The following is a 22,358-nucleotide window of genomic DNA, read 5'->3' on the forward strand; positions in this document are numbered from 1 at the left end:
AAGAACCACCTGTTCGTGGGTCAAGTTTGACTGCAATATAGGGCCGGAAGCGCGGGCCAATCGCGGAATCCCATATAAATGTGGGCGGTTGGCCAGACCGAACGGCCGTCGGCCCAGGTGTCGCCTCAGCGGGGTTGGGCGCTCGCTGTCCAGCATGTGGGCCAGGCCGCCGACCGGTTCAGCGCAGGCCGAAGCTGTCCGCCCAGGACATGACGTCCCACGTGGTCACATTGCCGCCGCAGACCACCAGCCCCAGCCGGGCGCCGTCGCCCACCCGCTCCAACACCCGCCGCGCGGCCGGGAGAAGGCAGCCGGCCGCGGGCTCGGCCCAGACCTTCGCGTGCTCGGCGAGGTCGAGCGTGCCCTGCACCGCCTCCGCGTCCGACACCACCAGCACCTCGGTGACCAACGCGGACACATGGTCGTAGGTGAGCTGGGAGACGGACGGCGCGCTGAGCGTGGAGACGATCGAGGAGAGCGCGACCGGCATCGGGCCGCCCGCGGCCAGCGCCTGGGACATGGCCTCGGCCCCTTCGGTCTCCACACCCCAGATCCGCACTCCGGGCCGCCGCGCGTGCAGCGCCGCCGCGACCCCGGCGATCAGCCCGCCGCCGCCGATGCTGACCAGCACATCGGTCAGCTCGGCGGTGTCGGCGGTGTCGTCGGCCAGTTCAAGGCCGACGGTGCCCTGCGCGGCGACCACCACGGGGTCGTCGTAGGGGTGCACCAGCGTCAGGCCCTCGGTCTGCAGCTGCGACATCAACGCGAACGCGCCGCCCATGTCGTCCGTCAGCCGCACCACGGCCCCCGCCTCCTCCGCGATCCGGACGGCGCGTGCGGGCGCCGACCGCGGCATCACGACGGTCGCCTTCACATGCAGGGCGCCGGCCATGACCGCGACCGCGATCCCGTGGTTGCCACCGCTCACCGCCACCACGCCCGCCGCGCGGTCGGCCTCGCTCAGCGACAGGAGCTTCGCCGTCGCCCCGCGCGCCTTGAAGGAGCCGGTGCGCTGCAGCAACTCCAGCTTGGCGGTGACCGGCGCACCGAGCAGAGCGGTGAGGCCCGGGCTCGGTACGGTCGGGGTGCGTACGACATGTCCGGCGATCAGTTCCGCGGCCGACTCGATCGCCTCGATGTCCACGATGCCCATGACGGCAACCACCTTTCCGTGACAGTGCGATCAACACCCTAACCACCCCGCCCGGGCCGTCACGGCGCGTCGCGCAACCCGGTCACCCGCATGGTGATGTTCAGCCGCCCGGTACGCAGCCCGGTGGCCGGGTCGCCGGTGCCCTCGTGGACCTTGGGCACCCCGTGATACACGTACCGCGAGGGGCCGCCGAAGACGAACAGATCGCCGGACGCCAGCTCGATGTCCGTGTACGGCTTGGTGCGGGTCGCGGTGTTGCCGACCCGGAAGACACAGGTGTCGCCGATGCTCAGCGAGACGACCGGGGCGGAGGACTTCTCGTCCTTGTCCTGGTGCATACCGAGTTTGGCCTGGCCGTCATAGAAGTTGATCAGCGCCGTATCGGGGGTGTAGTCGGCCGCGGCCGTCTCCTCCCCCTTGTTCGGGTACGCCTCCGCCAGCGCCCGGCGGCCCAGCTCCACCATCCAGCCGGGGAATTCCGCGGCCCGGGCGCCGTTCACATCGTCGGCCGTACGGCTGTACCGGTACGGCAGCCAGTGCCAGCCGACGCATACGGTCTGTACGGACATGACGCCTCCGCTGGGCAGCCTGGTGCGCCGGATCGGGACGGGCCCCTGGGCCCAGGCCCGGCAGGCGGCGACCAGCTCACGCTGTTGTTCCAGCGTGAGCCAGTCGGGCACATGCACCGCGCCCGGTGCGACCTCCCTGCGGGGGCGTGGGATCAGAGCACTCATGCCCCTCCCTCCCGCTCAGTCCTGGCGCGCTTCCACGCGCGGGCTTCCCTCGTCGCGGCGCGGCTCCTCAGTCCAGCCCGCGCAGCGCGCCAGGACACGCTCATGCGGCCTCGTGGGCCAGCAACTGCTGCTTGCGCTCCAGGCCGCCGGCGTAGCCGGTCAGCGAGCCGTTCGCGCCGATCACGCGGTGGCAGGGGCGCACCACCAGCACCGGGTTCGCGCCGAGCGCCGTGCCCAGGGCGCGCACCGCCGCGCGCGGGGCGCCGATCTGCTCGGCGAGCCGGCCGTAGGTGGTCGTGGTGCCGTACGGGACGGCGTCCAGGGCCTGCCACACCCGCTGCTGGAATGCGGTGCCTCGGGTCACGTACTCGATGTCGAACCGGGTCCGGCCGCCGTCGAAGTACGCGCGCAGCTGGGAGACGATCTCGGCGAACGCCTCCGGGGACCGCTGCCAGCCCTCCTGGACGACCGCGCCGCCCTTCTGGCCGGGCATGGACAGGGAGGCGAGCGCGGTGCCGCCCTTGGCGGTCTTCGACTCCTCGCCCACCAGCAGCAGTTCGCCCAGCGGGCTGTCGACCGTCGTGTAGACCGTCATCGGTCTTTCCTTTCGTGTTCATGCTCGTGTTCATGCTCGTGTTCGTGCTCGTCGTGCTCGTCGTGCTTGTCGTGCTTGTCGTACGTCTTGTGCGTATCGCGCTTGGTGAAGTCGCCGCGGTCCTTGGCGGCGTTCCAGAAGTGGTGCATGGCGTAGCTGCGCCAGGGCCGCCAGCCCTCGGAGTCGACCGCCGCGGCGCCCGTCGCCCGCATTCCGGCCCGTACGGCCACATCCGAGGTCAGCAGCACGTCCGGGTCGCTCAGCGCCCGCATACGGATGTAACCGGCCGTCCAGGGGCCGACGCCGCGCAGGCCCAGGAGCGCCTTTTCGGCCTCGTCCCGGTCGGCGCCGAGGTCGAGCCGGACGGCGCCGTCGGCGAGCGCCGCGCTGACGGCGCGCACGGTGTCGCGGCGCGAGTCCGGCATCCCGAGCTCGCCCAGCGCCGCCTCGGCCAGCCGCTCCGCGCTCGGGAAGAGCCGGGTCAGCCCGCCGCTCGGCGTGCGCAGCGGCTCGCCGTACGCAGCCAGCAGCGCCTCGCCGAGCCTGCGGCCTGCGGCCACCGAGACCTGCTGGCCCAGCACCGCGCGGACCGCCAGCTCATGCGGATCGGCCGCGCCGGGCGCGCGCAGCCCCGGCCGCAGGGTGACCAGCGGGGCGAGCGCGGGGTCCGCGCCCAGCCGCTCGCCGACCGCGTACGGGTCGGCGTCCAGGTCGAACAGGCGGCGCACCCGCTGGGTGGCGGTGGTCAGATCGCGCAGATCGCCCAGGTGCAGCCGGCACTCCAGCCAGCCGCCCGCGCCGGGTGCCTCGCCGACCTCCGCGATCCCGGCGCCGTTCGGCAGCCGCAGGGCGCGCCGGTAGACGCGGGCGCCTCGCTCGCCGGTGATCTCCTCGACGCCCGCGAGGGCGCGGGCGCCCAGATAGTCGAAGACCTCGGCGGAGGCGTACGGGCCGCGGAAGGCGAGCCGCAGCGGTATCCCGGCCGCGCCGTCCTGGGAGCCGACCGGACCGAAGCGCGCGCCCTGCCCGGGGCGGGCGGCGCGCAGCTCGCTGGGTGTGGCGGCGTAGATCTCGCGGATGGTGTCGTTGAACTGCCGCACGCTGGCGAACCCGGCCGCGAAGGCGATCTCGGCGGCCTGCATGGAGGTGGTCTGGAGCAGGATCCGCGCGGTGTGACCGCGCTGGGCCCGCGCGAGCGCGAGCGGGCCCGCGCCCAGCTCGGCGTTGAGCTGGCGCTGCACCTGCCGGGAGCTGTAGCCCAGCCGCCCGGCGAGCCCGGCTACGCCTTCGCGGTCGACGACGCCGTCACCGATCAGCCGCATCGCCCGGCCGACCACATCGGCCCGGGTGTTCCACTCCGCGGACCCGGGCACCGCGTCCGGGCGGCAGCGACGGCAGGCCCGGAAACCGGCGCCCTGGGCCGCGGCCGCGGTCGTGAAGAAGCGGACGTTCTTGCGCTTGGGCGTGTTCGCGGGGCAGCTCGGCCGGCAGTAGATGCCGGTCGTGGAGACGGCGAGGAAGAACTCGCCGTCGAACCGGGAGTCGCGGCTGCACACCGCCTCGTACTTGCTGTCGTCGGTCATCACCCCTCTACTGTGCGACAGGGAGCGGTGCGGTGCTGGCGGGAATCGGACATGGCACCGTGCGTGGCTGCCGGGAGCCGGCGTCTGGCCGGCGAGCAGCAGCCGCGCGTCGACGGGGGGATCCAGCGGCGGGTTGAGACCGTCCGCGAGGCCGTCGTCCCGGGCCCGCAGCAAGGTCTCGGTGAGCCCGTCGAGCAGCTGGGCCTGGGTGTCCTTCTGGATCGCGGCGAGCGAGGGAGCCGAGGCCGCGCGGGCGGCGAAGGCGACGTAGACGCGGCACTCGACGCGGCGTTCCTCGTCCAGCGGCAGCAGTTCGCTCAGGACCTGGGAGAGGTTCTGGGCGCCCCCGCCTTCCAGCCGCAGGGCGCCGATCCGGCGGAGCGTCCGGTCGACGACATGGCGGAAGGCGAACGCCGGATCGGCTGCTCCAGAAGTACGTCATCAACCCGCCGGTGCGGCTGCCGCTGCACATGGGGGTGATGCCCCTGGGCTACGCCTTGCTCGAGACGCGCGGGCGGGCGAGCGGCAAGCCGCGGCGCACCCCGGTCGGGAACGGCAAGGTCGGCATCCGCTGCGCGCGCTCAACGCCGTCGTCGTCAAGGCCATGAGCACCGACCCAGTGGTCGTCCGCGTTCAACTCGACCCCGTCGTACGGTCCGACACCGTGCCCCGCCGCCGCGCGGGTGCACGGGGGTGACCACTCAGCCGACCGGCGCGAGCCCGGCCGTCGGCCGGTAGGCGTAGCAGCGCCGCAGCCAGCGGGCCCGGTCCTCGGGGAGCGGCTGGAACGGCACCCGGCGGTGCAGCACGCGGCGGTTGTCGAAGATGTGGAACCCGCCCTCCTCGACCAGCACCGGAGTCCCCGGCAGGGCGGCAGCGTGGTGCTCGAGGTCCGCCAGCGCCTCGCGCGCCTCGTCGGTGAGGCCGGTGAGCCTGCCGGGGCCGTAGCGCAGCGCGGGGTTGCCGTCCGGGAGGGTCCAGAGCATGGGGACACCGCTGCGGCTCAGCGGCCTGCCGTCGTCGTCGGTGGTGTACGACTCGGGCGCGGTCACCGTGAAGTCGGGGCGCCGCAGCGCCTCGGCCGTCCGGGCCGGCAGCGCCTCGAGGAGGGTGTCGACGGGCAGCAGATCCGTGGGCACCTGCTCGTCGTTGCGCATGCCGATGAAGGACAGGTAGTGGGGGATGGCCTTGGCGGGGTGTGCGTCCGGCCGGTGGTCGAGTACCGAGTCGTCGGTGTGCCAGTCCAGCGGCTGTGCGTAGCCCCAGGAGGTGAGGGTGCGGGCCGATGCCGTGCGCGGCGCCACGTTTCTGATCAGGCGGCCGTCGTTCTCCCACGGGTAGGCGATCGGCGTGAGCCCGAGCAGGCGCAGGATGCCGAAGTGCACCAGGTTGGGCGTCCTCAGGAGCGATTCGTCGCAGAAGCCCTCCCGGGGTGTGGGCACGGGTTCGTGGGGGCCGGGCAGATTGGCCAGGGTGAGCCATGCGGTGGGGGAGTGCCGCCACTGCGCGAGCGCGTCCAGGATCTGCGCGGGCAGATGGTTGCGCAGCTGCTTGGCGCCGTACTCCAGATACAGGTCGAGGCCGGTGTCGGGCACGGCGTCGCCGAGTTCGGTGACCGCGTCCAGGGCGGCCCCCGCCGCGGACTTGGACGAGTCCGGGATGTGCAGGGTGTGGCTACGGCTACGGCTCTTGGTCATGATCTTGACCCTACGAACACCTCGCTCTCACGTTCGTCTTATGTGGAAGATTTGAGCGGATTCTGAGGATGCCGCTCCCCACGGCCGCCGGAGCTTCCCCACGGCCGCCGAAGCCTGCCCACGGCCGTCCGGGCGCGGCGGGGCGGGCGATGTCAGCCCCGTGAACTAACGTGAATCACGGGCGGCTTGCGGGGGGCGGCTCATATGACACCGGGTCTGCGAGCATAGGGGGAATGGTGAACGCGGCTGCTGGGGCAGGGGCGCGCTCGGCGCCGGACGGGGCGGTGCGGGTGCGCATTCTGGGCCCGGTCTCCCTGGAGGCAGACGGGCGCAGAATCGGGCTCGGCCCGCAACAGCGCGTGCTACTCGCCGCGTTGGTGCTGGCGGGCGGACAGGCCGTCAGCAAGAGCCGGCTCATCGAGATGATGTGGACGGGCGAGACGCCGGAAGGTGCCGCCGCGACCTTGCGCACCCATGTGCTGAATCTGCGGCGGCTGCTGGAGCCGACGCGGCGGGCGGGGCTCGGCTTCGAGGTGCTGGTCAGCGCGGGCGGCAGAAGCGAGGCGAGCTACGCGTTACGCCTGCGCGACGGCCAGCTCGACGCGACGCGGTTCGTCGATCTCACCCGGGACGCGCGGCGCGCCATGGCCCACGGGGATGCGCACCGGGCCCTGGCCGAGCTGGACCGGGCGCTCGCCCTGTGGGACGGCACGGCGCTGGGCGAGGTGAGCGAGCAGGACTTCGCCAGACCGGAGGCGACGCGTCTGGAGGAGCTGCGGCTGACGGCCAAGGAGGAGCGGATCGACGCGCTTCTGACGCTGGGCCGGCACGACGAGGCGATCGGCGAGCTCACGGTGCTGATCGGTGAGCACCGCATGCGGGAGCGGCTGTGGTCCCAGCTGATCCTCGCGCTCTACCGGTCGGGCAGACAGGCCGAGGCGCTTGCCGCGTACCGTGAGATCTACCGGATCCTCGACGAGGAGTTGGGGGTGGAGCCGGGGCGGTCGCTGCGCGATCTGCACCAGCGGGTCCTGCTGGCCGACCCGGGTATCGAGCGACGTGCGGAGCCCGCGGCGGCCATGCCCGTGCCGCGGCAGATCCCGGCGGACGTGGCCAGCTTCACCGGCCGCGCGGCGTATCTGCGGCTGCTGGACGCGACGTTGCCCGCGGCGGACCCGGATCCGGCCCAGACCCTGGTGATCTCCTCGGTCACCGGTACGGCGGGCGTCGGCAAGACCACGCTGGCGGTGCACTGGATGCACCGGGTGGCCGGGCGGTTCCCGGACGGCCAGCTCTATGTGAACCTGCGCGGCTATGCCTCCGGATCGCCGGTCACCGCCGACGACGCGCTGAGCCACTTCCTGCGGGCGCTGGGCGTGGCCGCCGTCCGCGTCCCGGAGGACTGCGACGCGAAGGGCGCGCTGTACCGTTCGCTGCTGGCCGGCAAGCGCATGCTGGTGCTGCTGGACAACGCGGCCGAGCTGGAGCAGGTGCGACCGCTGCTGCCGGGCTCCCCGACCTGTCTGGTGGTCGTCACCAGCCGTAACGACCTGCGCGGGCTGACCGCCTTCCACGACGCCCTCCATGTCGACCTCGATGTCTTCAGCGAGGAGGAGGCCATCACCCTGCTGACCCGCACGGTGGGCGAGGAGCGGGTGCGGGCCGAGCCCGAGGCGGCCGCCGAACTGGTCGGGCTGTGCGGCTATCTGCCGCTGGCCCTGAGGGTCTGCGCGGCCAACCTGATCGGCAGCCGCCACCGGCGGATCGCCGATCTGACGCGGGAGTTGCGGGAGGGCAACCGCCTGGCCGCGCTGAACATCGCGGGGGAGCGGCGCCCGGCGGTGCAGGGCGCCTTCGACCTGTCGTACACCGCGCTCCCCGAGGCCGAGCGCGGACTGTTCCGTCTGCTGGGCCTGGTGCCCGGCCCGGATGTGACCGCCGCGGCCGCCGGCGCGCTGATCGGCGCCGAGGAGAAGGAGGCCGAGCGGCTGCTCGACCATCTGGCCGCGCGTCACCTCGTCTCGGCCCATCAGCCGGGCCGCTACCGCCAGCACGACCTGTTGCGGGCCTACGCCCGCGACCGGGCCGACCAGGAGGACGGCGCCGAGGACCGGGACGCCGCCCTGCGCAGGCTGCTGGTGTGGTACCTGTCCACCACCGCCAGGGCGGGACGCCGGCTGTTCGGGCAGTTCTACTCCGGCTTCGTCCCCGACGAGGACGTGCTGAGCGACCCCGTGGTGCGCCCGGTCGAATTCGCCGATCTGCACGAGACCATGACATGGCTGGGCGCCGAGCGCAGCAATCTGCTGTCGGCCATGGACCACGCCGTCGAGTTCGGCCCGTCCGCCTTCACCTGGCAGCTCGCCGACGCCCTGCACGGCCATCTGATGCTCAGCGGGGAGCGCCCGGACTGGGCGCGGGCCGCGCGGGCGGGGCTGCGCGCCGCGGAGCGGGGCGGCAGCCGTTACGGCAGGGCGGCCATGCATGACAGCCTGGGCAATCTCCGCTGGGAGGAGGCCGACTTCGCGGAGGCCGTCGACCACGGCAGCGCGGCCGTGGCCCTGTACGAGGAGATCGGCTACGAGGAGAGCGGGATCGCGAGCGAATGCTGTATCGCCCTGACCATCCTCGGCGCCGCCCAGCGGGAGCTGGGCCGCCTCGACCACAGCCAGCGCTCCCTGACCCGGGCGCTGCGGGTGATCGAAGGCGGGGTGATCGAGGGCGGAGGGAAGCGCCCCCAGGCATCCCCGCTGGCCTACCTGGGCTATGTGCAGGCCGACCGGGGCCGGTTCGACGAGGCCCGTGAGAGGTTCAGCGCGGCCCTCAGCCTCGACCGGGAGACCGGCAGCTTCCTCGCCACGACCCTCGCGCTGCGCGGCCTCGGGCTGGTCCACCGCGTCCGGGGAAGGGCCGGTGAGGCCCGAGCGCACCTGATGGAGACCGTGGACGCTACGGGCACCTGGCCGCGGTTCTCCTACGCCCGGGAGACCGCGCTGGCCGAGTTCGCGGCCCTCTGCCGGGACACCGGCGACTATCAGCGGGCCCTGGAGTACGCGGAACAGGCGCTGCACATCATCCAGCGGACCAAACGCAGCACCTTCGAGGCCGAGGTGCGCAATGTCCTCGCCACGGTGGTGCGCCGGCTCGGCGACCTCCCGGCGGCGGAGGACCACCACCGCGGAGCGCTGGAGGAGGCGCTGCGCACCGGCTGCCGAAGGGAGCAGGCGGCGGCGTACACGGGGCTGGCGGCCGTCCACCGCGAGTTGGGGCGTGACGACGAGGCCCACGCCGAGGCCGAGGCGGCGGCCCGGATCGCCGTCGAGTCCGGCTTCCGGCTCCACGAGGGTGAGGCGCTGACCGTGCTCGGCGCCCTGCATCTGGGCGGCGGCGCGCCCGCCGAGGCGCGGCGGTTCGCGGAGGGCGCCCTCGCGGTCCACCGGGACATCGGATACCGCCTCGGCACGGCCCGCGCCCTGCAGATACTGGGCGACGCGTCGGCCGCCGAGGGCCAACCGCCGGACGCCCACCGGCACCGCGCGGAGGCCGAGCGCATCTGCGCGGACATCGGCGCACCGCCGGGGGAGCGGCTGTGCCCCGTATGACGTCGGCGTTCGCTCCGACGCGGGCCCACCCCCGTGGAGCCCGCGCCGACGCGGTGGTCGTTCCCCCCGTGGGCGACCGTTCCCCAGTGTCGCCGCGGGGCGTGAAAGATGCGTTGAGGCCGCATGGTCTCCCCCGGAGCGGGAAGATTTGGCGTGCACATGACCATCCGCTGCGGAGGGGCATGGAATGAAGACTCCACTGGAGCTGTCGGGGACCGGACACGCCATCGGCTCGCGGATCATACGCAACGCCGATGTCGCCACGTCTCTGGGACTGCCGCAGGACTGGTTCCAGCGGCGCACCGGGATCGTCGAAAGACGTGCCACCGACGCCCACGAGACCGTGGTGACCCTCGCCGGTGAGGCCGTCACCACGGCGCTGAAGGAAGCGCGGCTGGGCCCGGACGACATCGGGCACGAAACCGTACTCCTGCACATCCAGAACGGCCCCACCCATCTGACCCCCTCCGCGGGCGCCGTCCTCAGTGGCCACCTCGGCCTCAAACGCGTCCGAGTGCTGGGCATCGACGGCGCCTGCGCCGAGCCGGTGGCCGCCCTCGAGGTCGCCGAGACCCTGCTCGCCATGGGCCGCTGCCGCCGCGTCATCCTGTCCGCCGCCGCGGACTTCCTCTGGGCCGTCGACCCCAACGACCTCGGCACGGCCGGGCTGTTCGGGGCCGGCGCCGGGGCCGCGATCCTCTCGGCGGAACCGACCCAGGGCACGCCCATGGCCATCCGCGCCATCCGCTGGGAAACCCACTCCGACCAGTGGGAACTGGGCGTGGCGCCGATCCACGCCAAGCACCCGGAGGACTCCGCGGTGAGACTCGAGGTCGGCTACTACACCATGCAGGGCATGGCGCTGGCCCGGTTCGGCAAGAGCACCGTCCCCGGAGTCATCCGCGCCGCCATGAAGGAAGCGGGCTGGCAGCCGGAGGACGTCGATCTCGTGCTCGCCCATCAGCCCAACGTCCGGCTGCTGACGATGGTCTCCCGCGAGCTGGGCTTCCCCGCCTCCGCCGTCCCCACCCCCGTCAGCCACCTCGGCAACATGGGCCCGGCCAGCCTGCTGGTCAACCTCTCCCTGGCCCGGCACGAAGGCAGAATGCCCCCCGGCACCAAGGCCCTGCTCACCACCTTCGGCGTCGGCTTCGCCTGCGGCGCCGCCGCCATCGAGACCTGAGGGGCGGCCATGCCCACGCCACGCCGTGCGGTGGACATCAGCCAGGAGGCGGTGTCCGACCGAGAGGCCCTGAAGCGGTTGATGCGGCCGCTGCACCTGTCCGACGGCTCCCAAGTGCCCTGCGCCCGCATCGGCTCGGGGACCCCGGTCATCTGTCTCCCGATGGTCGCCGAGACCAACTTCGTCTACGCGAGGCAGATTCAGGCCCTCGCGTGCGACCATGAGTTCATCGTCTACGAGCCGAGACTGAGCCGCACCTCACGGGTGGCGGTGGCCGACCGGGCCGAGGAAGTCCAGCTGGTGCTGGACGCCTTGGAGATCGACAGCGCCCATGTGTACGCCTGGAGCGACACCGGGTCCGCGGCCTACCACCTGGCCAAGTCCCGCCCGGACCGCTGCCGTTCCCTGTGCCTGGTCGGCCTGGCCGACCGCTACACCTTCCCCGCGCCGGTGCGGTATCTGGCCAACGTCGCCTACCGCAACCCCGGCGAACGCCTCATCCCGCCGCTGCTCCTGAATCTGCTGCTCGGCTACTACCTCAGCGGCGAGCGCACCCCCGCGGGCTGGGTCCGCCGGGAAGCGCGAGCCATCCCCGGGTTCCTGCGGCTGTTCAAGCACAGCGTGCTGCCGAACCTCATCGAACACCGGCCCGTCGAGGGCGAGATCGCCGTACCCACCCTCGCCCTCTGCGGCGACCGGGACCGACTGCTGACCGTCGACCAGGCCCGCCGAATGGCCGGGCTCATCGGCCCGCACTGCGACTTCAAGGTCGTCCCGGGCGGCGAACACTTCCTTCCCTACGCCACCCCGGAGCCGGTGAACAGCGCCCTCCGCGACTTCTACGCCTCGCTGGACGGCATGGCGGGCCCGGGAGACATGGAAGGAGCGGAAGGCGCGGGCGGTGTAGACAGCGCGGGCGGCGGGCGGGCGGCCCTTCCGGATACCTGAGAGAGGTGACTTCGCCATGCCGGGCACACCGGACGCGGACCTGCTCGACGAGCTGTACCACCCGTCGAACCGGCCGGACCCGTATCCGGTGCTGCACCGGATACGGGAAGCCTCGCCGTTCCGCTTCGCGGGTGGCCGCGGCGTCGTGGTCGCACGGCACCGCGACTGCGCCAGGCTGCTGCACGACCCCCGGCTCAGCGCGGACCGGATCAGCCGGGGCGCGGATGTCATCAGCCGCCGCCCGGTCGTACCGTCCTTCCTGTCGATGGATCCCCCCGACCACACCCGACTGCGCCGGCTGGTGTCCCGGGCCTTCACCCGCAAGGCGGTGACCGCCCTGGCACCGCGCATCCGGCAGATCGCCGAGGAACTGGCCGCGGACCTCGGCGGACCGGACCGGTTCGATCTGATCTCGCAATTCGCCCACCCCCTGCCGTCCCGTGTCATCGGCGAACTGTTGGGCGTGCCCGCCGAGGACCGGGAGAAGATCCAGGACTGGGTCGACCGGCTGACCCGGGTGGCGTTCGACCCGCCGCCCCAGCAGTTCGCGGACCCGGACAACGACCGGCTGGTGCGGGCCACCGCGACCGAGTTCAACCGCTACTTCCACGCCTGGTTCGAGGAGTGCCGCCGCGCCCCGCGCCCGGGCCTGCTCTCCGAGCTCGTACATCTGGAGCACCAGGGCGACCAGCTCACCACCGACGAACTGGTCTCCACCTGCACGCTGCTCCTGACGGCCGGCTACGAGACGACGGTGAGCCTCATCGCCCACTGCTATCTGGCCCTGCTGCGCGACCCCGAGCAGATGGCCGAGGTACGGGCGGACCCCGCCCTCGCCGCGGCGGCCGTCGAGGAGACCCTGCGCTACGACCCTCCGGTCCAGCTCACCAACAGATTCCTGCTGGAACCCATGCGCATCGGTGATGTCGATCTGCCCGCGGGGAGCGAGGTGTGCTTCCAGTTGGGGGCGGCGGGCCGTGATCCGGAGGTGTTCCCGGACCCGGACCGCTTCGACATCCACCGCGGAGCCGACCACCATCTGGCCTTCGGCGCCGGCCCGCACTTCTGCCTGGGCGCGCCGCTGGCCCGGCTGGAAGCCACCACAGCCCTGGAAACACTGGTCTCCCGGCTACCCGGGGCGCGGCTGGAGGAAGACGCGCTCCGCTACAAACAGCACATCACCCTCCGCGGGCCCCGGACCATGATCATCTCGCCTGGCCGGGACCACGCCCCGTGAGGGAGCGGCTGATCGTCATCCATGACCGCTCGTGATCCGTGACCGTTCGTAATCCATGAGCGTGGACCCATTGACCCATCGCGTTCACGAGCCTAGCCTCCATCTTCATATGTAGATGTCGTGCGCATGCGTGAAGCTACTTCGGAGGCAAGGAACCCGTCCATGAGCCAGCCAACCGTCACCGCCTTCTCCGTCTACCCGGTCGCCGGCCGGGACTGCATGGAGCTCAATCTCTCCGGGGCGCACGGCCCCTACTTCACCCGCAACGTGGTCGTCCTCGAGGACTCCGAAGGACGCACGGGCCTGGGCGAGGTGCCGGGCGGCGAGAAGATCACACAGACGCTGCGGGACGCCGCCTCCCTCGTCGTCGGCGCGCGCGTGGGCGACTACAAGCGCGTGCTGCGCGAGATCGGGGCCAGGTTCGCCGACCGCGACTCCGGAGGGCGGGGGCTGCAGACCTTCGATCTGCGCACCACCGTCCACGCCGTCACCGCGGTCGAGTCGGCGCTGCTCGACCTGCTGGGACAGCACCTCGACGTCCCCGTCGCGGCGCTCCTGGGCGACGGACAGCAGCGTGACTCCGTCCGGGTCCTCGGCTATCTGTTCTACGTCGGCGACCCCGACCGCACCGACCTGGAGTACGTCCGCGAGCCGGACGCCGACGAGGAGTGGTACCGCATCCGGCACGAGGAGGCGCTGACTCCCGAGGCGATCGTCCGGCAGGCCGAGGCCACCTACGACCTGTACGGCTTCCGCGACTTCAAGCTCAAGGGCGGGGTCCTGGAGGGCCATGAGGAGGTCAAGGCCATCCGGGCGCTCAAGGAGCGCTTCCCCGAGGCCCGGATCACCCTCGACCCCAACGGCGCCTGGTCACTGCGCGAGGCCATCGAGCTGTGCCGTCCCCTGCTGGGCACCCTCGCCTACGCCGAGGACCCGTGCGGAGCCGAGGGGGGCTACTCGGGCCGCGAGATCCTGGCGGAGTTCCGCCGCGCCACCGGCCTTCCCACGGCGACCAACATGATCGCCACCGACTGGCGGCAGATGACCCACACCCTGGCGCTGCAGTCCGTGTCCATCCCGCTGGCCGACCCGCACTTCTGGACCATGCAGGGCTCCGTACGGGTGGCCCAGCTGTGCCATGAGATGGGGCTGACCTGGGGCTGTCACTCGAACAACCACTTCGACATCTCCCTGGCGATGGTGGCCCACTGCGGCGCGGCCGCGCCGGGTGAGTACAACGCCCTGGACACGCACTGGATCTGGCAGGAAGGGCTGGAACGGCTCACGGTCGAACCGCCCCGGATCGCCGACGGCCGGGTCGCCATCTCCGACCTCCCCGGCCTCGGTATCCGGCTCGACATGGACCGGCTCCTCGCCGCCCACGAGCTCTACCAGGAGAAGGCGCTCGGGGCTCGCGACGACGCGGCCGCGATGCGGTACCTCGTCCCGGACTGGACGTTCGACAACAAGCGCCCCTGCCTCGTGCGCTAGCCGCGCGCCGGCTCGACGTGGCCCGCCCGGATCCTTCGGCACTCCGAAGGACCAGGGCGGCCCCGAGCCGTACGGTGGGACCGGGCCGGCTCCGCCGGGGTACGGTCCGATCACCGGCACCCCAGGAGGAACAGTGGAACCACGCGTCACGGACAACCCGGGGCAGTCGCGCTTTGAGATCTTCGACGGCGAGAGCGGGGAGTTCGCGGGCTTCGCGGCGTATGAGCGCTCCGACGACCGGATCGCGTTCACCCACACCGAGATCGACCCCCGCTTCGAGGGCAGGGGCCTCGGCGGGCGACTGGTGCACGCGGCGCTCGACGCGGCGCGGGAGCGGGGCCTCGCGGTGCTGCCGTACTGCACCTTCGTACGGGGCTGGATCGGCAAGCACCCCGAGTACATCGCCCTGGTGCCCGAGGACCGGCGTCCGCGCTTCCACCTCTGAGCGGAGGTCCCGGCCCCCGTGGCGGACCGGGACCGGGACGGGCTCAGCCCTCGCTGGCCTCGACCGCGTGGCCGCCGAACTGGTTGCGCAGTGCGGCGATCATCTTCATCTGCGGGGAGTCGTCCTGGCGGGACGCGAACCGGGCGAAGAGCGAGGCCGTGATGGCGGGCAGCGGCACGGCGTTGTCGATGGCCGCCTCGACGGTCCAGCGGCCCTCGCCGGAGTCCTCCGCGTAGCCCCGCAGCTTCTCCAGGTGCTCGTCGTCGTCCAGGGCGTTGACCGCGAGGTCCAGCAGCCAGGAGCGGATGACGGTGCCCTCCTGCCAGGAGCGGAAGACCTCGCGGACGTCGGTGACCGAGTCCACGGCCTCCAGCAGCTCCCAGCCCTCGGCGTAGGCCTGCATCATCGCGTACTCGATGCCGTTGTGGACCATCTTGGCGAAGTGTCCGGCGCCGACCTTCCCGGCGTGTACGTAGCCGAAGTCGCCCTCCGGCTTGAGCGCGTCGAAGACGGGCTTGACGACGGCGATGTGCTCGGGGTCGCCGCCCACCATCAGGGCGTAGCCGTATCGCAGACCCCAGACGCCGCCGGAGACGCCCGCGTCGACGAAGCCTATGCCGCGCGCGGCCAGCTCTTCCGCGTGCTTCTCGTCGTCGGTCCAGCGGGAGTTGCCGCCGTCGACCACGATGTCGCCCGGGGAGAGCAGGCCGGCGAGTTCGTCGATGACGGCCTGGGTGGGGCCGCCGGCGGGGACCATGACCCACACCACGCGCGGCCCGTCGAGCGCGCCGACGAGCTCGGCGAGGCCGGCGACGTCGGAGAGGCCGGGGTCGCGGTCATAGCCGATGACGGTGTGGCCCGCGCGGCTGATGCGCTCGCGCATATTGCCGCCCATCTTGCCCAGGCCGATGAGTCCAAGCTGCATCTCAGATCTTCCTTTGCTGGTCGTGGCGCAGCGAGCGGTAGGCGGCGACCAGGGCGGCGGTGGAGGCGTCCAGACCCGGTACGGCGGCGCCCTCGGTGAGCGCCGGCTCGACCCGCTTGGCCAGGACCTTGCCGAGCTCCACGCCCCACTGGTCGAAGGAGTCGATGTTCCAGATCGCGCCCTGGACGAACACCTTGTGCTCGTACAGCGCGATCAGCTGACCCAGCACCGAGGGGGTCAGCTCGGCGGCCAGGATCGTGGTGGTGGGCTTGTTGCCGCAGAAGGTGCGGTGCGCGACCTGCTCCTCGGCGATGCCCTCGGCGCGCACCTCCTCCGCCGTCTTGCCGAACGCCAGCGCCTGGCCCTGGGCGAAGAGATTGGCCATCAGCAGATCGTGCTGGGCGGCCGGCTCGGGGCCGAGCTCCGGCACCGGCCGGGCGAAGCCGATCAGATCGGCCGGGATGAGCTTGGTGCCCTGGTGGAGCAGCTGGTAGTAGGCGTGCTGGCCGTTGGTGCCGGGGGTGCCCCAGACCACCGGGCCGGTCTGCCAGTCGACCGGATTGCCCTCGCGGTCCACCGACTTGCCGTTGGACTCCATGTCCAGCTGCTGCAGATACGCGGTGAACTTCGACAGATAGTGGCTGTACGGCAGCACCGCATGCGACTGGGCGTCGAAGAACCCGCCGTACCACACGCCCAGCAGCCCCAGCAGCAGCGGCGCGTTGGCCTCCGCGGGGGCGGTGCGGAAGTGCTCGTCGACCAGATGGAAACCGTCCAGCAGCTCGCGGAACCGCTCCGGGCCGATGGCGATCATCAGCGACAGGCCGATGGCGGAGTCGAACGAGTAGCGCCCGCCGACCCAGTCCCAGAACTCGAACATGTTGGCCGGGTCGATGCCGAACTCCGCCACCTTCTCCGCGTTGGTGGACAGCGCCACGAAGTGCCTGGCCACCGCCTCCTCGCCGGCGTCGGCGGCGAGACCGGCCAGCAGCCAGCCGCGTGCGGAGGTGGCGTTGGTGATGGTCTCGATCGTGGTGAAGGTCTTCGACGCGACGATGAACAACGTCTCGGCCGGGTCCAGGTCCCGTACGGCCTCGTGCAGATCGGCGCCGTCCACATTGGACACGAAGCGGACGTCCAACTCCCGCGCGCTGTACGGGCGCAGCGCCTCGTACGCCATCGCGGGGCCCAGGTCGGAGCCGCCGATGCCGATGTTCACGACGGTACGGATGCGCTTGCCGGTGGCGCCGGTCCACTCGCCCGAACGGACCCGCCGTGCGAAGGCCGCCATCTTGTCCAGCACCGCGTGCACGGCAGGGACCACGTTCTCGCCGTCGACCTCGATCACCGCATCGCGCGGGGCGCGCAGCGCGGTGTGCAGCACCGCCCGCTTCTCGGTGACATTGATCTTCTCGCCACGGAACATCGCGTCCCGCAGGTCAGCGACGCCACGCGGCTTCGCCAGCTCCCTCAGCAGCCGCAGCGTCTCGTCGGTCACCAGGTGCTTGGAGTAGTCGATATGCAGGTCCCCGACCCGCACCACATAGCGGTCGGCGCGTCCGGCGTCGGCGGCGAACAGATCGCGCAGATGGACCCCCGCGAGCTCCTCGCGGTGCTTGGCGAGCGCGGCCCACTCGGGAAGCCGGTCGAGACGGGCGGGGTCAGACATCCTTCTGCTCCTTCTTCGCGGAGGCTGCGTTCCCGGAGGCCGCGTTCTCAGGGGCCGCGGGCTTCGCGGAGGCTGCGGGCTGATCAGAGACCGCGGGCGCCGGCGCCGGGGCGGTGACCCGGGCGCGCAGGGCGGCGGCGTACGCCTCGTCGGGGTCGAGCCGGCGCAGCTCCTCGGCGATCAGCTCGGCGGTGCTGCGCACCTTCAGCGCGAGGGTGCGGTCGGGCTGACCCGGAATGGACAGCGTGGCCACCGGGCCGTCCGGGCGGTCGATGTGGATGTCCCCGGCGGCGGTGCGCAGCCGGACCCCGGTGACCACCGGGCCGTCGGTGACCACCTGCTCGACCGGCACCTTCAGCCGGTTGGCGAACCAGCGGGCCAGCAGCTCGGCGCTCGGGTTGTCCGCCTCGCTCTCCACCACCGCCGAGATGACCTCCGTACGGGCCTGGTCCAGCGCCGCCGCGAGCATGGCCCGCCACGGGGTGAGCCGGGTCCAGGCCAGGTCGGTGTCGCCGGGCGCGTACGAGGCGGCGCGGGCGGCCAGCTGCTCCAGCGGCTCTTCGACGGCGTAGGTGTCGGTGATCCGCCGCTGTGCGAGCGCGCCCAGCGGGTCCTGCGCGGGCCGGGCCGGGGCGTCGACCGGCCACCAGACCACGACCGGGGCGTCCGGCAGCAGCAGGGGCAGGACCACCGAGTCCGCGTAGTCCGCGAGTTCGCCGTGCAGCCGCAGGACGACGGTCTCGCCGCCCCCGGCGTCGCCGCCGACGCGCACCTCGGCGTCGAGGCGGGCGGTGCGCCGCTCGCGCGGGGAGCGGCCGGGCCGCTTGATGACCGCCAGGATGCGCGAGGGGTGTTCCCGGGAGGCGTCGGCGGCGGCCTTGAGCGCGTCGTAGTGGTTGCCCTCGTCGGTGACGACGACCAGGGTGAGCACCATGCCGACGGCAGGGCTGCCCGCCGCCCGGCGGGCCTCCACCAGGGCCGCGTTGATCTTGCTCGATGTGGTGTTGGTCAGATCGATGTTCATGGCCGGCGCCAGTTCCGTCCGTCTCGTGCGAGCATGTCGTCCGCGGCCTTCGGGCCCCAGGTGCCGGCGGTGTACTGCTCGGGCCGGCCGTGGGTGTCCCAGTAGTCCTCCACGGGATCGAGGATCTTCCAGGACTCCTCGACCTCCTCCGTGCGCGGGAACAGGTTGGCGTCGCCGAGCAGAACGTCGAGGATCAGCCGCTCGTACGCCTCCGGGCTCTCCTCCGTGAACGACTCGCCGTACGCGAAGTCCATCGTCACGTCCCGGATCTCCATGGAGGTGCCGGGCACCTTGGAGCCGAACCTGACCGTGATGCCCTCGTCCGGCTGCACCCGGATGACCAGGGCGTTCTGCCCCAGCTCCTGGGTGTCGGTGGCGTCGAAGGGGGAGTGCGGGGCGCGCTGGAAGACCACCGCGATCTCGGTCACCCGCCGCCCGAGCCGCTTACCGGTCCGCAGATAGAAGGGCACACCGGCCCAGCGGCGGTTGTCGACCTCCAGCTTGAGGGCCGCGTAGGTGTCGGTCCCGGAGTCCGAGGCGATGCCCTCTTCCTCCAGATAGCCCCGCACCAGCTCACCGCCCTGCCAGCCGGCCGCGTACTGCCCGCGCACCGAGTGCGCACCGAGGTCGGCGGGGAGCTTGACCGCCTTGAGGACCTTCAGCTTCTCGGCCACCAGCGACTCGGCGTCGAATCCGGCCGGCTCCTCCATCGCGGTCAGCGCGAGGAGCTGGAGGAGGTGGTTCTGGATGACGTCCCGGGCCGCGCCGATGCCGTCGTAGTAGCCGGCGCGCCCGCCGATGCCGATGTCCTCGGCCATGGTGATCTGCACATGGTCGACATACGACCGGTTCCAGATCGGCTCGAACATCTGGTTGGCGAAGCGCAGCGCCAGGATGTTCTGGACGGTCTCCTTGCCCAGGTAGTGGTCGATGCGGAAGACCTGGTCGGGTGCGAACACCTCGTGGACGACCTGGTTCAGCTCCTCGGCGGAGGCCAGGTCGTGTCCGAAGGGCTTCTCGATGACCGCGCGCCGCCAGGACGCCTCGGGGGCGTCGGACAGCCCGTGCCGCTTGAGCTGCCGCACGACGGTGGGGAAGAACTTCGGCGGTACGGAGAGGTAGAAGGCGAAGTTGCCGCTGGTGCCGCGCGCCGCGTCGAGCTCGTCGACGGTCTCGCGGAGCTGCTTGAACGCCCTGTCGTCGTCGAACTCACCGGGGACGAAGCGCATGCCCTCGGCGAGCTGCCGCCAGACCTCCTCGCGGAACGGGGTCCGGGCGTGTTCCCTGACCGCGTCATGGACGACCTGGGCGAAGTCCTGGTGTTCCCAGTCGCGGCGGGCGAAGCCCACGAGGGAGAAGCCCGGGGGCAGCAGACCGCGGTTGGCCAGGTCGTACACGGCGGGCATCAGCTTCTTGCGCGACAGGTCGCCGGTGACGCCGAAGATGACCAGACCGGACGGGCCCGCGGTGCGCGGCAGGCGGCGGTCCGCCGGGTCGAGCAGCGGGTTGACCCACTGGCCGGCTGTGGTTGCCGACATGGTTGTTCACGCCTCCTTGGGCGCCAGGCGCCGGAGTTCGGCTTCGGTGGAGGTGAGCAGGTCCAGCCAGGCCTGCTCGAACTTCTGGACACCCTCGTCCTCCAGCAGCCGGACCACGTCGTCGTACGAGACGCCCAGCGCGGCCAGTTCGTCGAGGACTCCCTGGGCGTCCTGGTAGGTGCCGCGGACGGTGTCGCCGGTGATCTCGCCGTGGTCGGCGGTGGCCGCCAGAGTGGCCTCGGGCATGGTGTTGACCGTGTCGGGGGCGACCAGTTCGGTGACGTAGAGGGTGTCGGGGAGGGCGGGGTCCTTGACGCCGGTCGAGGCCCACAGAGGACGCTGCCGGTTGGCGCCCGCTTCCTCCAGGGATCGCCACCGCTCGCCGCCGAAGGCCTCCTCGTACGCCTGGTAGGCGAGGCGGGCGTTGGCGAGGGCGGCCCGGCTCTTGAGGGCCTTCGCGGCCTCGGTGCCGAGCTTGTCGAGGCGCTTGTCGATCTCGGTGTCCACACGGGAGACGAAGAAGGACGCCACCGAGTGGATCTCCGACAGGTCCAGACCCGCCGCCCGGGCCTGCTCCAGACCGGCCAGATAGGCGTCGATCACGGCCTTGTAGCGGTCGAGCGAGAAGATCAGGGTGACATTCACGCTGATGCCCGCGCCGATGACCTCGGTGATCGCGGGGAGCCCGGCCTCGGTGGCCGGGATCTTGATCAGGGTGTTGGGGCGGTCGACGAGCCAGGCGAGCTGCTTGGCCTCGGCGACGGTGGCGGCGGTGCGGTGGGCGAGCCGCGGGTCGACCTCGATGGACACCCGGCCGTCCCGGCCGCCGGTGGAGTCGAACACCGGGCGCAGGACGTCCGCGGCGTCCCGTACATCGGCGGTGGTGACCATGCGGATGGCCTCCTCCACGGTCACCCCGCGGGTGGCCAGGTCGCGGAGCTGGTCCTCATAGCCGTCGCCGCCGGAGATCGCCTTCTGGAAGATCGACGGATTGGTGGTGACCCCGACCACATGGCTTCGGTCGATCAGCTCGGCCAGGTTGCCGGAGGCGATGCGCCCCCGCGACAGGTCGTCGAGCCAGATCGCGACGCCTTCGTCGGCCAGCCGCTTGAGTGCATCAGTCATTGTCTATCGGTCCGCTTCTTCCGCTGGATCGCATGCGTATGGGTCCGATCCCTTTATGTTTAGCTATGAAACATTCAACAGAACGAGGGGCCCGCCGCCCCTATTCCGGAGGCCCGTGTGATCTGACGCACTGGAGATCGTTAAGGTGATTCGCAGGGCACAGGGTCGCAGGACACGGGGGAGAACATGGTCACCGAGAACGCCACGGCGGCGCGTGCCGTCAACGCGATGACGGCGAACTGGGCGCGGGAAACGGTGCACGGGCGCGGCACGGTCCTCACCGCGGCCGGCGTCTGGCCGGCCCTCGCCCTGCTCGCCGACGGCGCCGACGGCCCGGCCCGGCGGGAGCTGGAAGAGGCCCTGGGGATCGGCGCGGACACCGCGCTCGCCCAGGGCCGGAATCTGCTCGCCGCGCTGGGCGAGCTGCCGGGTGTCGACGCGGCCCTCGGGCTGTGGACCCGTGAGGAGCTGCCGCTGCGCCCCGAGTGGCTGAGCCGGCTGCCCCTGGAGACCCACGGCGCCCTCACCGGCGATGTGGAGGCCGACCTCGAGCGGATGAACGCCTGGGCGGCGCGCCACACCGACGGCATGATCGATAAGATGCCCCCCGTGGTCGACCCGAACACGCTGCTGGTGCTGGCCACGGCCTTGGTCGTACGGACCACCTGGCGACGGCCGTTCGACCCCTCCGTGACGGTCCCGCGCCACGGCCCCTGGGCCGGGCGCACACTGGCCGGCCTGTTCCGCACCGGCCATCTGTCGGACGAGATCGCCGTCGCGCACACCCCCGACGGCCCGCTGACCGTGCTGCGGGTCGAGGGGGACAGCGGCCTGGACGTGCATCTGCTCCTCGGCGCGGAGGGCGACGCGGGCGGGCAGGTGCTGTCGGCGGGCGTGGCGTCGCTCGGCGGGGCGTACCCGGCGACGGCGGGCGAGGCGCTTTCGCTCGGCGCCCCCGGCCCCGGCCTGACCGTCGAGACCGTGGCGAGCTGGGACGGGGCGCCCGTGCTGCGCGTCGAATCGGTGCCCTTCACCGTGGACGGCGACCACGATCTGCTCGACCACGCGCCGCTGTTCGGGCTCAGCTCCGCGCAGAACGCCTCGCACGGCCACTTCCCGGGGATCAGTGCCGCGCCGCTGGCGATCTCGGCGGCGAAGCAGAGCGCGACGGCGACCTTCGGCGCCCTCGGCTTCCGGGCCGCCGCGGTGACCGCGATGGCCGCGGCGCCCGGCGGTGTGCCGCCGACACCCCCGCACCGGGCGCAACTGGTCCACGCCCGCTTCGACCGGCCCTTCGGCTTTCTCGCGGTGCACCGGGCCTCCGGCCTGGTGCTGATGGCCGGCTGGGTCGGCGAACCGGAAGAGTACCGGGACCGGCTCCTGCCGGGGATGCACATCAGCCGCTGAGC

17 protein-coding genes and 1 pseudogene are annotated in these 22,358 nt (G+C 72.0%); 7 read left to right on the top strand and 11 right to left on the bottom strand.

Translation table 11 applies throughout. From position 1 onward, the window contains the following. Positions 1–178 precede the first annotated feature (178 nt). The 6 genes and pseudogenes from ACH4U7_RS01270 to ACH4U7_RS01295 all read right to left on the bottom strand — a co-directional run bounded on the left by ACH4U7_RS01270 (position 179) and on the right by ACH4U7_RS01295 (position 5,762). Entirely contained in the window at positions 179–1,153 is a 975-nt protein-coding gene (locus tag ACH4U7_RS01270; protein WP_398525961.1) for a threonine/serine dehydratase, read from the bottom strand. Positions 1,154–1,212: 59 nt separating this feature from the next. Continuing rightward, positions 1,213–1,887 carry an alpha-ketoglutarate-dependent dioxygenase AlkB family protein gene (locus ACH4U7_RS01275; protein ID WP_398525962.1) on the bottom strand — a complete coding sequence of 225 codons (675 nt, stop codon included), beginning with the start codon at positions 1,885–1,887 and terminating at the stop codon, positions 1,213–1,215. Positions 1,888–1,987: 100 nt separating this feature from the next. After that, positions 1,988–2,482, bottom strand: coding sequence for a methylated-DNA--[protein]-cysteine S-methyltransferase (locus ACH4U7_RS01280; RefSeq protein ID WP_398525963.1), 495 nt, complete (start codon positions 2,480–2,482; stop codon positions 1,988–1,990). Then, entirely contained in the window at positions 2,479–4,065 is a 1,587-nt protein-coding gene (locus ACH4U7_RS01285) for an AlkA N-terminal domain-containing protein (protein ID WP_398525964.1), read from the bottom strand. Before ACH4U7_RS01285 ends, ACH4U7_RS01280 begins: the two co-directional genes overlap by 4 nt. 156 nt (positions 4,066–4,221) lie before the next feature. Beyond that, positions 4,222–4,437: pseudogene (locus ACH4U7_RS01290) on the bottom strand (TetR family transcriptional regulator C-terminal domain-containing protein); the annotation flags it as partial. Between the two features lie 329 nt (positions 4,438–4,766). Then, positions 4,767–5,762 (bottom strand): TauD/TfdA family dioxygenase, encoded by a 996-nt coding sequence (locus tag ACH4U7_RS01295; protein WP_398525965.1) that lies wholly within the window; start codon positions 5,760–5,762, stop codon positions 4,767–4,769. Between the two features lie 233 nt (positions 5,763–5,995). Here ACH4U7_RS01295 and ACH4U7_RS01300 point away from each other — a divergent pair, with 233 nt between their 5' ends. The 6 genes from ACH4U7_RS01300 to ACH4U7_RS01325 all read left to right on the top strand — a co-directional run bounded on the left by ACH4U7_RS01300 (position 5,996) and on the right by ACH4U7_RS01325 (position 14,668). Continuing rightward, positions 5,996–9,364, top strand: coding sequence for an AfsR/SARP family transcriptional regulator (locus ACH4U7_RS01300; protein WP_398525966.1), 3,369 nt, complete (start codon positions 5,996–5,998; stop codon positions 9,362–9,364). Between the two features lie 187 nt (positions 9,365–9,551). Further along, complete coding sequence (locus tag ACH4U7_RS01305) at positions 9,552–10,547, top strand: 3-oxoacyl-ACP synthase III family protein (protein WP_398525967.1); 996 nt, start codon at positions 9,552–9,554, stop codon at positions 10,545–10,547. Positions 10,548–10,556: 9 nt separating this feature from the next. After that, complete coding sequence (locus ACH4U7_RS01310; RefSeq protein WP_398525968.1) at positions 10,557–11,495, top strand: alpha/beta fold hydrolase; 939 nt, start codon at positions 10,557–10,559, stop codon at positions 11,493–11,495. A 16-nt stretch (positions 11,496–11,511) separates the two neighbouring features. Further along, positions 11,512–12,732, top strand: coding sequence for a cytochrome P450 (locus ACH4U7_RS01315; protein ID WP_398525969.1), 1,221 nt, complete (start codon positions 11,512–11,514; stop codon positions 12,730–12,732). A gap of 162 nt (positions 12,733–12,894) precedes the next feature. Next, positions 12,895–14,223, top strand: coding sequence for an enolase C-terminal domain-like protein (locus ACH4U7_RS01320; RefSeq protein WP_398525970.1), 1,329 nt, complete (start codon positions 12,895–12,897; stop codon positions 14,221–14,223). Between the two features lie 133 nt (positions 14,224–14,356). Then, positions 14,357–14,668 (top strand): GNAT family N-acetyltransferase, encoded by a 312-nt coding sequence (locus ACH4U7_RS01325; protein ID WP_398525971.1) that lies wholly within the window; start codon positions 14,357–14,359, stop codon positions 14,666–14,668. Positions 14,669–14,711: 43 nt separating this feature from the next. Here the strand turns inward: ACH4U7_RS01325 and gnd are convergent, their stop codons facing one another. The 5 genes from gnd to tal are packed head-to-tail and all read right to left on the bottom strand — an operon-like array spanning position 14,712 to position 20,949. Next, a complete protein-coding gene (gnd, locus tag ACH4U7_RS01330) occupies positions 14,712–15,593 on the bottom strand; it encodes a phosphogluconate dehydrogenase (NAD(+)-dependent, decarboxylating) (protein WP_398525972.1) in 882 nt (293 codons plus the stop codon). 1 nt (position 15,594) lies between these two features. Next, complete coding sequence (pgi, locus tag ACH4U7_RS01335; protein ID WP_398525973.1) at positions 15,595–17,262, bottom strand: glucose-6-phosphate isomerase; 1,668 nt, start codon at positions 17,260–17,262, stop codon at positions 15,595–15,597. Further along, positions 17,255–18,286 carry a glucose-6-phosphate dehydrogenase assembly protein OpcA gene (gene opcA, locus ACH4U7_RS01340; protein ID WP_398525974.1) on the bottom strand — a complete coding sequence of 344 codons (1,032 nt, stop codon included), beginning with the start codon at positions 18,284–18,286 and terminating at the stop codon, positions 17,255–17,257. The genes pgi and opcA overlap by 8 nt, the downstream gene beginning before the upstream one ends. Continuing rightward, positions 18,283–19,824: a glucose-6-phosphate dehydrogenase gene (gene zwf / locus ACH4U7_RS01345; RefSeq protein WP_398525975.1), complete on the bottom strand. Its 1,542-nt coding sequence runs from the start codon at positions 19,822–19,824 to the stop codon at positions 18,283–18,285. The genes opcA and zwf overlap by 4 nt, the downstream gene beginning before the upstream one ends. A gap of 6 nt (positions 19,825–19,830) precedes the next feature. Beyond that, positions 19,831–20,949, bottom strand: coding sequence for a transaldolase (tal, locus tag ACH4U7_RS01350; RefSeq protein ID WP_398525976.1), 1,119 nt, complete (start codon positions 20,947–20,949; stop codon positions 19,831–19,833). 186 nt (positions 20,950–21,135) lie between these two features. Between tal and ACH4U7_RS01355 the strand changes: the two genes are divergently transcribed. Further along, on the top strand, positions 21,136–22,356 hold the full coding sequence (locus tag ACH4U7_RS01355) for a serpin family protein (protein ID WP_398525977.1): 1,221 nt from the start codon (positions 21,136–21,138) through the stop codon (positions 22,354–22,356). Positions 22,357–22,358 lie beyond the last annotated feature (2 nt).

The organism is Streptomyces sp. NPDC020845, assembly GCF_044334165.1.
Classification (GTDB): Bacteria; Actinomycetota; Actinomycetes; order Streptomycetales; family Streptomycetaceae; genus Streptomyces.

Bases quoted from the DNA above. Each gene is read 5' to 3' on its own strand.
- ACH4U7_RS01305 (WP_398525967.1), top strand. From the start codon at position 9,552: ATGAAGACTCCACTGGAGCTGTCGGGGACCGGACACGCCATCGGCTCG.
- ACH4U7_RS01320 (WP_398525970.1), top strand. From the start codon at position 12,895: ATGAGCCAGCCAACCGTCACCGCCTTCTCCGTCTACCCGGTCGCCGGC.
- ACH4U7_RS01280 (WP_398525963.1), bottom strand. From the start codon at position 2,482: ATGACGGTCTACACGACGGTCGACAGCCCGCTGGGCGAACTGCTGCTG.
- ACH4U7_RS01275 (WP_398525962.1), bottom strand. From the start codon at position 1,887: ATGAGTGCTCTGATCCCACGCCCCCGCAGGGAGGTCGCACCGGGCGCG.
- opcA (WP_398525974.1), bottom strand. From the start codon at position 18,286: ATGAACATCGATCTGACCAACACCACATCGAGCAAGATCAACGCGGCC.
- ACH4U7_RS01300 (WP_398525966.1), top strand. From the start codon at position 5,996: ATGGTGAACGCGGCTGCTGGGGCAGGGGCGCGCTCGGCGCCGGACGGG.
- ACH4U7_RS01270 (WP_398525961.1), bottom strand. From the start codon at position 1,153: ATGGGCATCGTGGACATCGAGGCGATCGAGTCGGCCGCGGAACTGATC.
- ACH4U7_RS01355 (WP_398525977.1), top strand. From the start codon at position 21,136: ATGGTCACCGAGAACGCCACGGCGGCGCGTGCCGTCAACGCGATGACG.
- ACH4U7_RS01315 (WP_398525969.1), top strand. From the start codon at position 11,512: ATGCCGGGCACACCGGACGCGGACCTGCTCGACGAGCTGTACCACCCG.
- pgi (WP_398525973.1), bottom strand. From the start codon at position 17,262: ATGTCTGACCCCGCCCGTCTCGACCGGCTTCCCGAGTGGGCCGCGCTC.
- ACH4U7_RS01285 (WP_398525964.1), bottom strand. From the start codon at position 4,065: ATGACCGACGACAGCAAGTACGAGGCGGTGTGCAGCCGCGACTCCCGG.
- ACH4U7_RS01295 (WP_398525965.1), bottom strand. From the start codon at position 5,762: ATGACCAAGAGCCGTAGCCGTAGCCACACCCTGCACATCCCGGACTCG.
- zwf (WP_398525975.1), bottom strand. From the start codon at position 19,824: ATGTCGGCAACCACAGCCGGCCAGTGGGTCAACCCGCTGCTCGACCCG.
- ACH4U7_RS01310 (WP_398525968.1), top strand. From the start codon at position 10,557: ATGCCCACGCCACGCCGTGCGGTGGACATCAGCCAGGAGGCGGTGTCC.
- gnd (WP_398525972.1), bottom strand. From the start codon at position 15,593: ATGCAGCTTGGACTCATCGGCCTGGGCAAGATGGGCGGCAATATGCGC.
- tal (WP_398525976.1), bottom strand. From the start codon at position 20,949: ATGACTGATGCACTCAAGCGGCTGGCCGACGAAGGCGTCGCGATCTGG.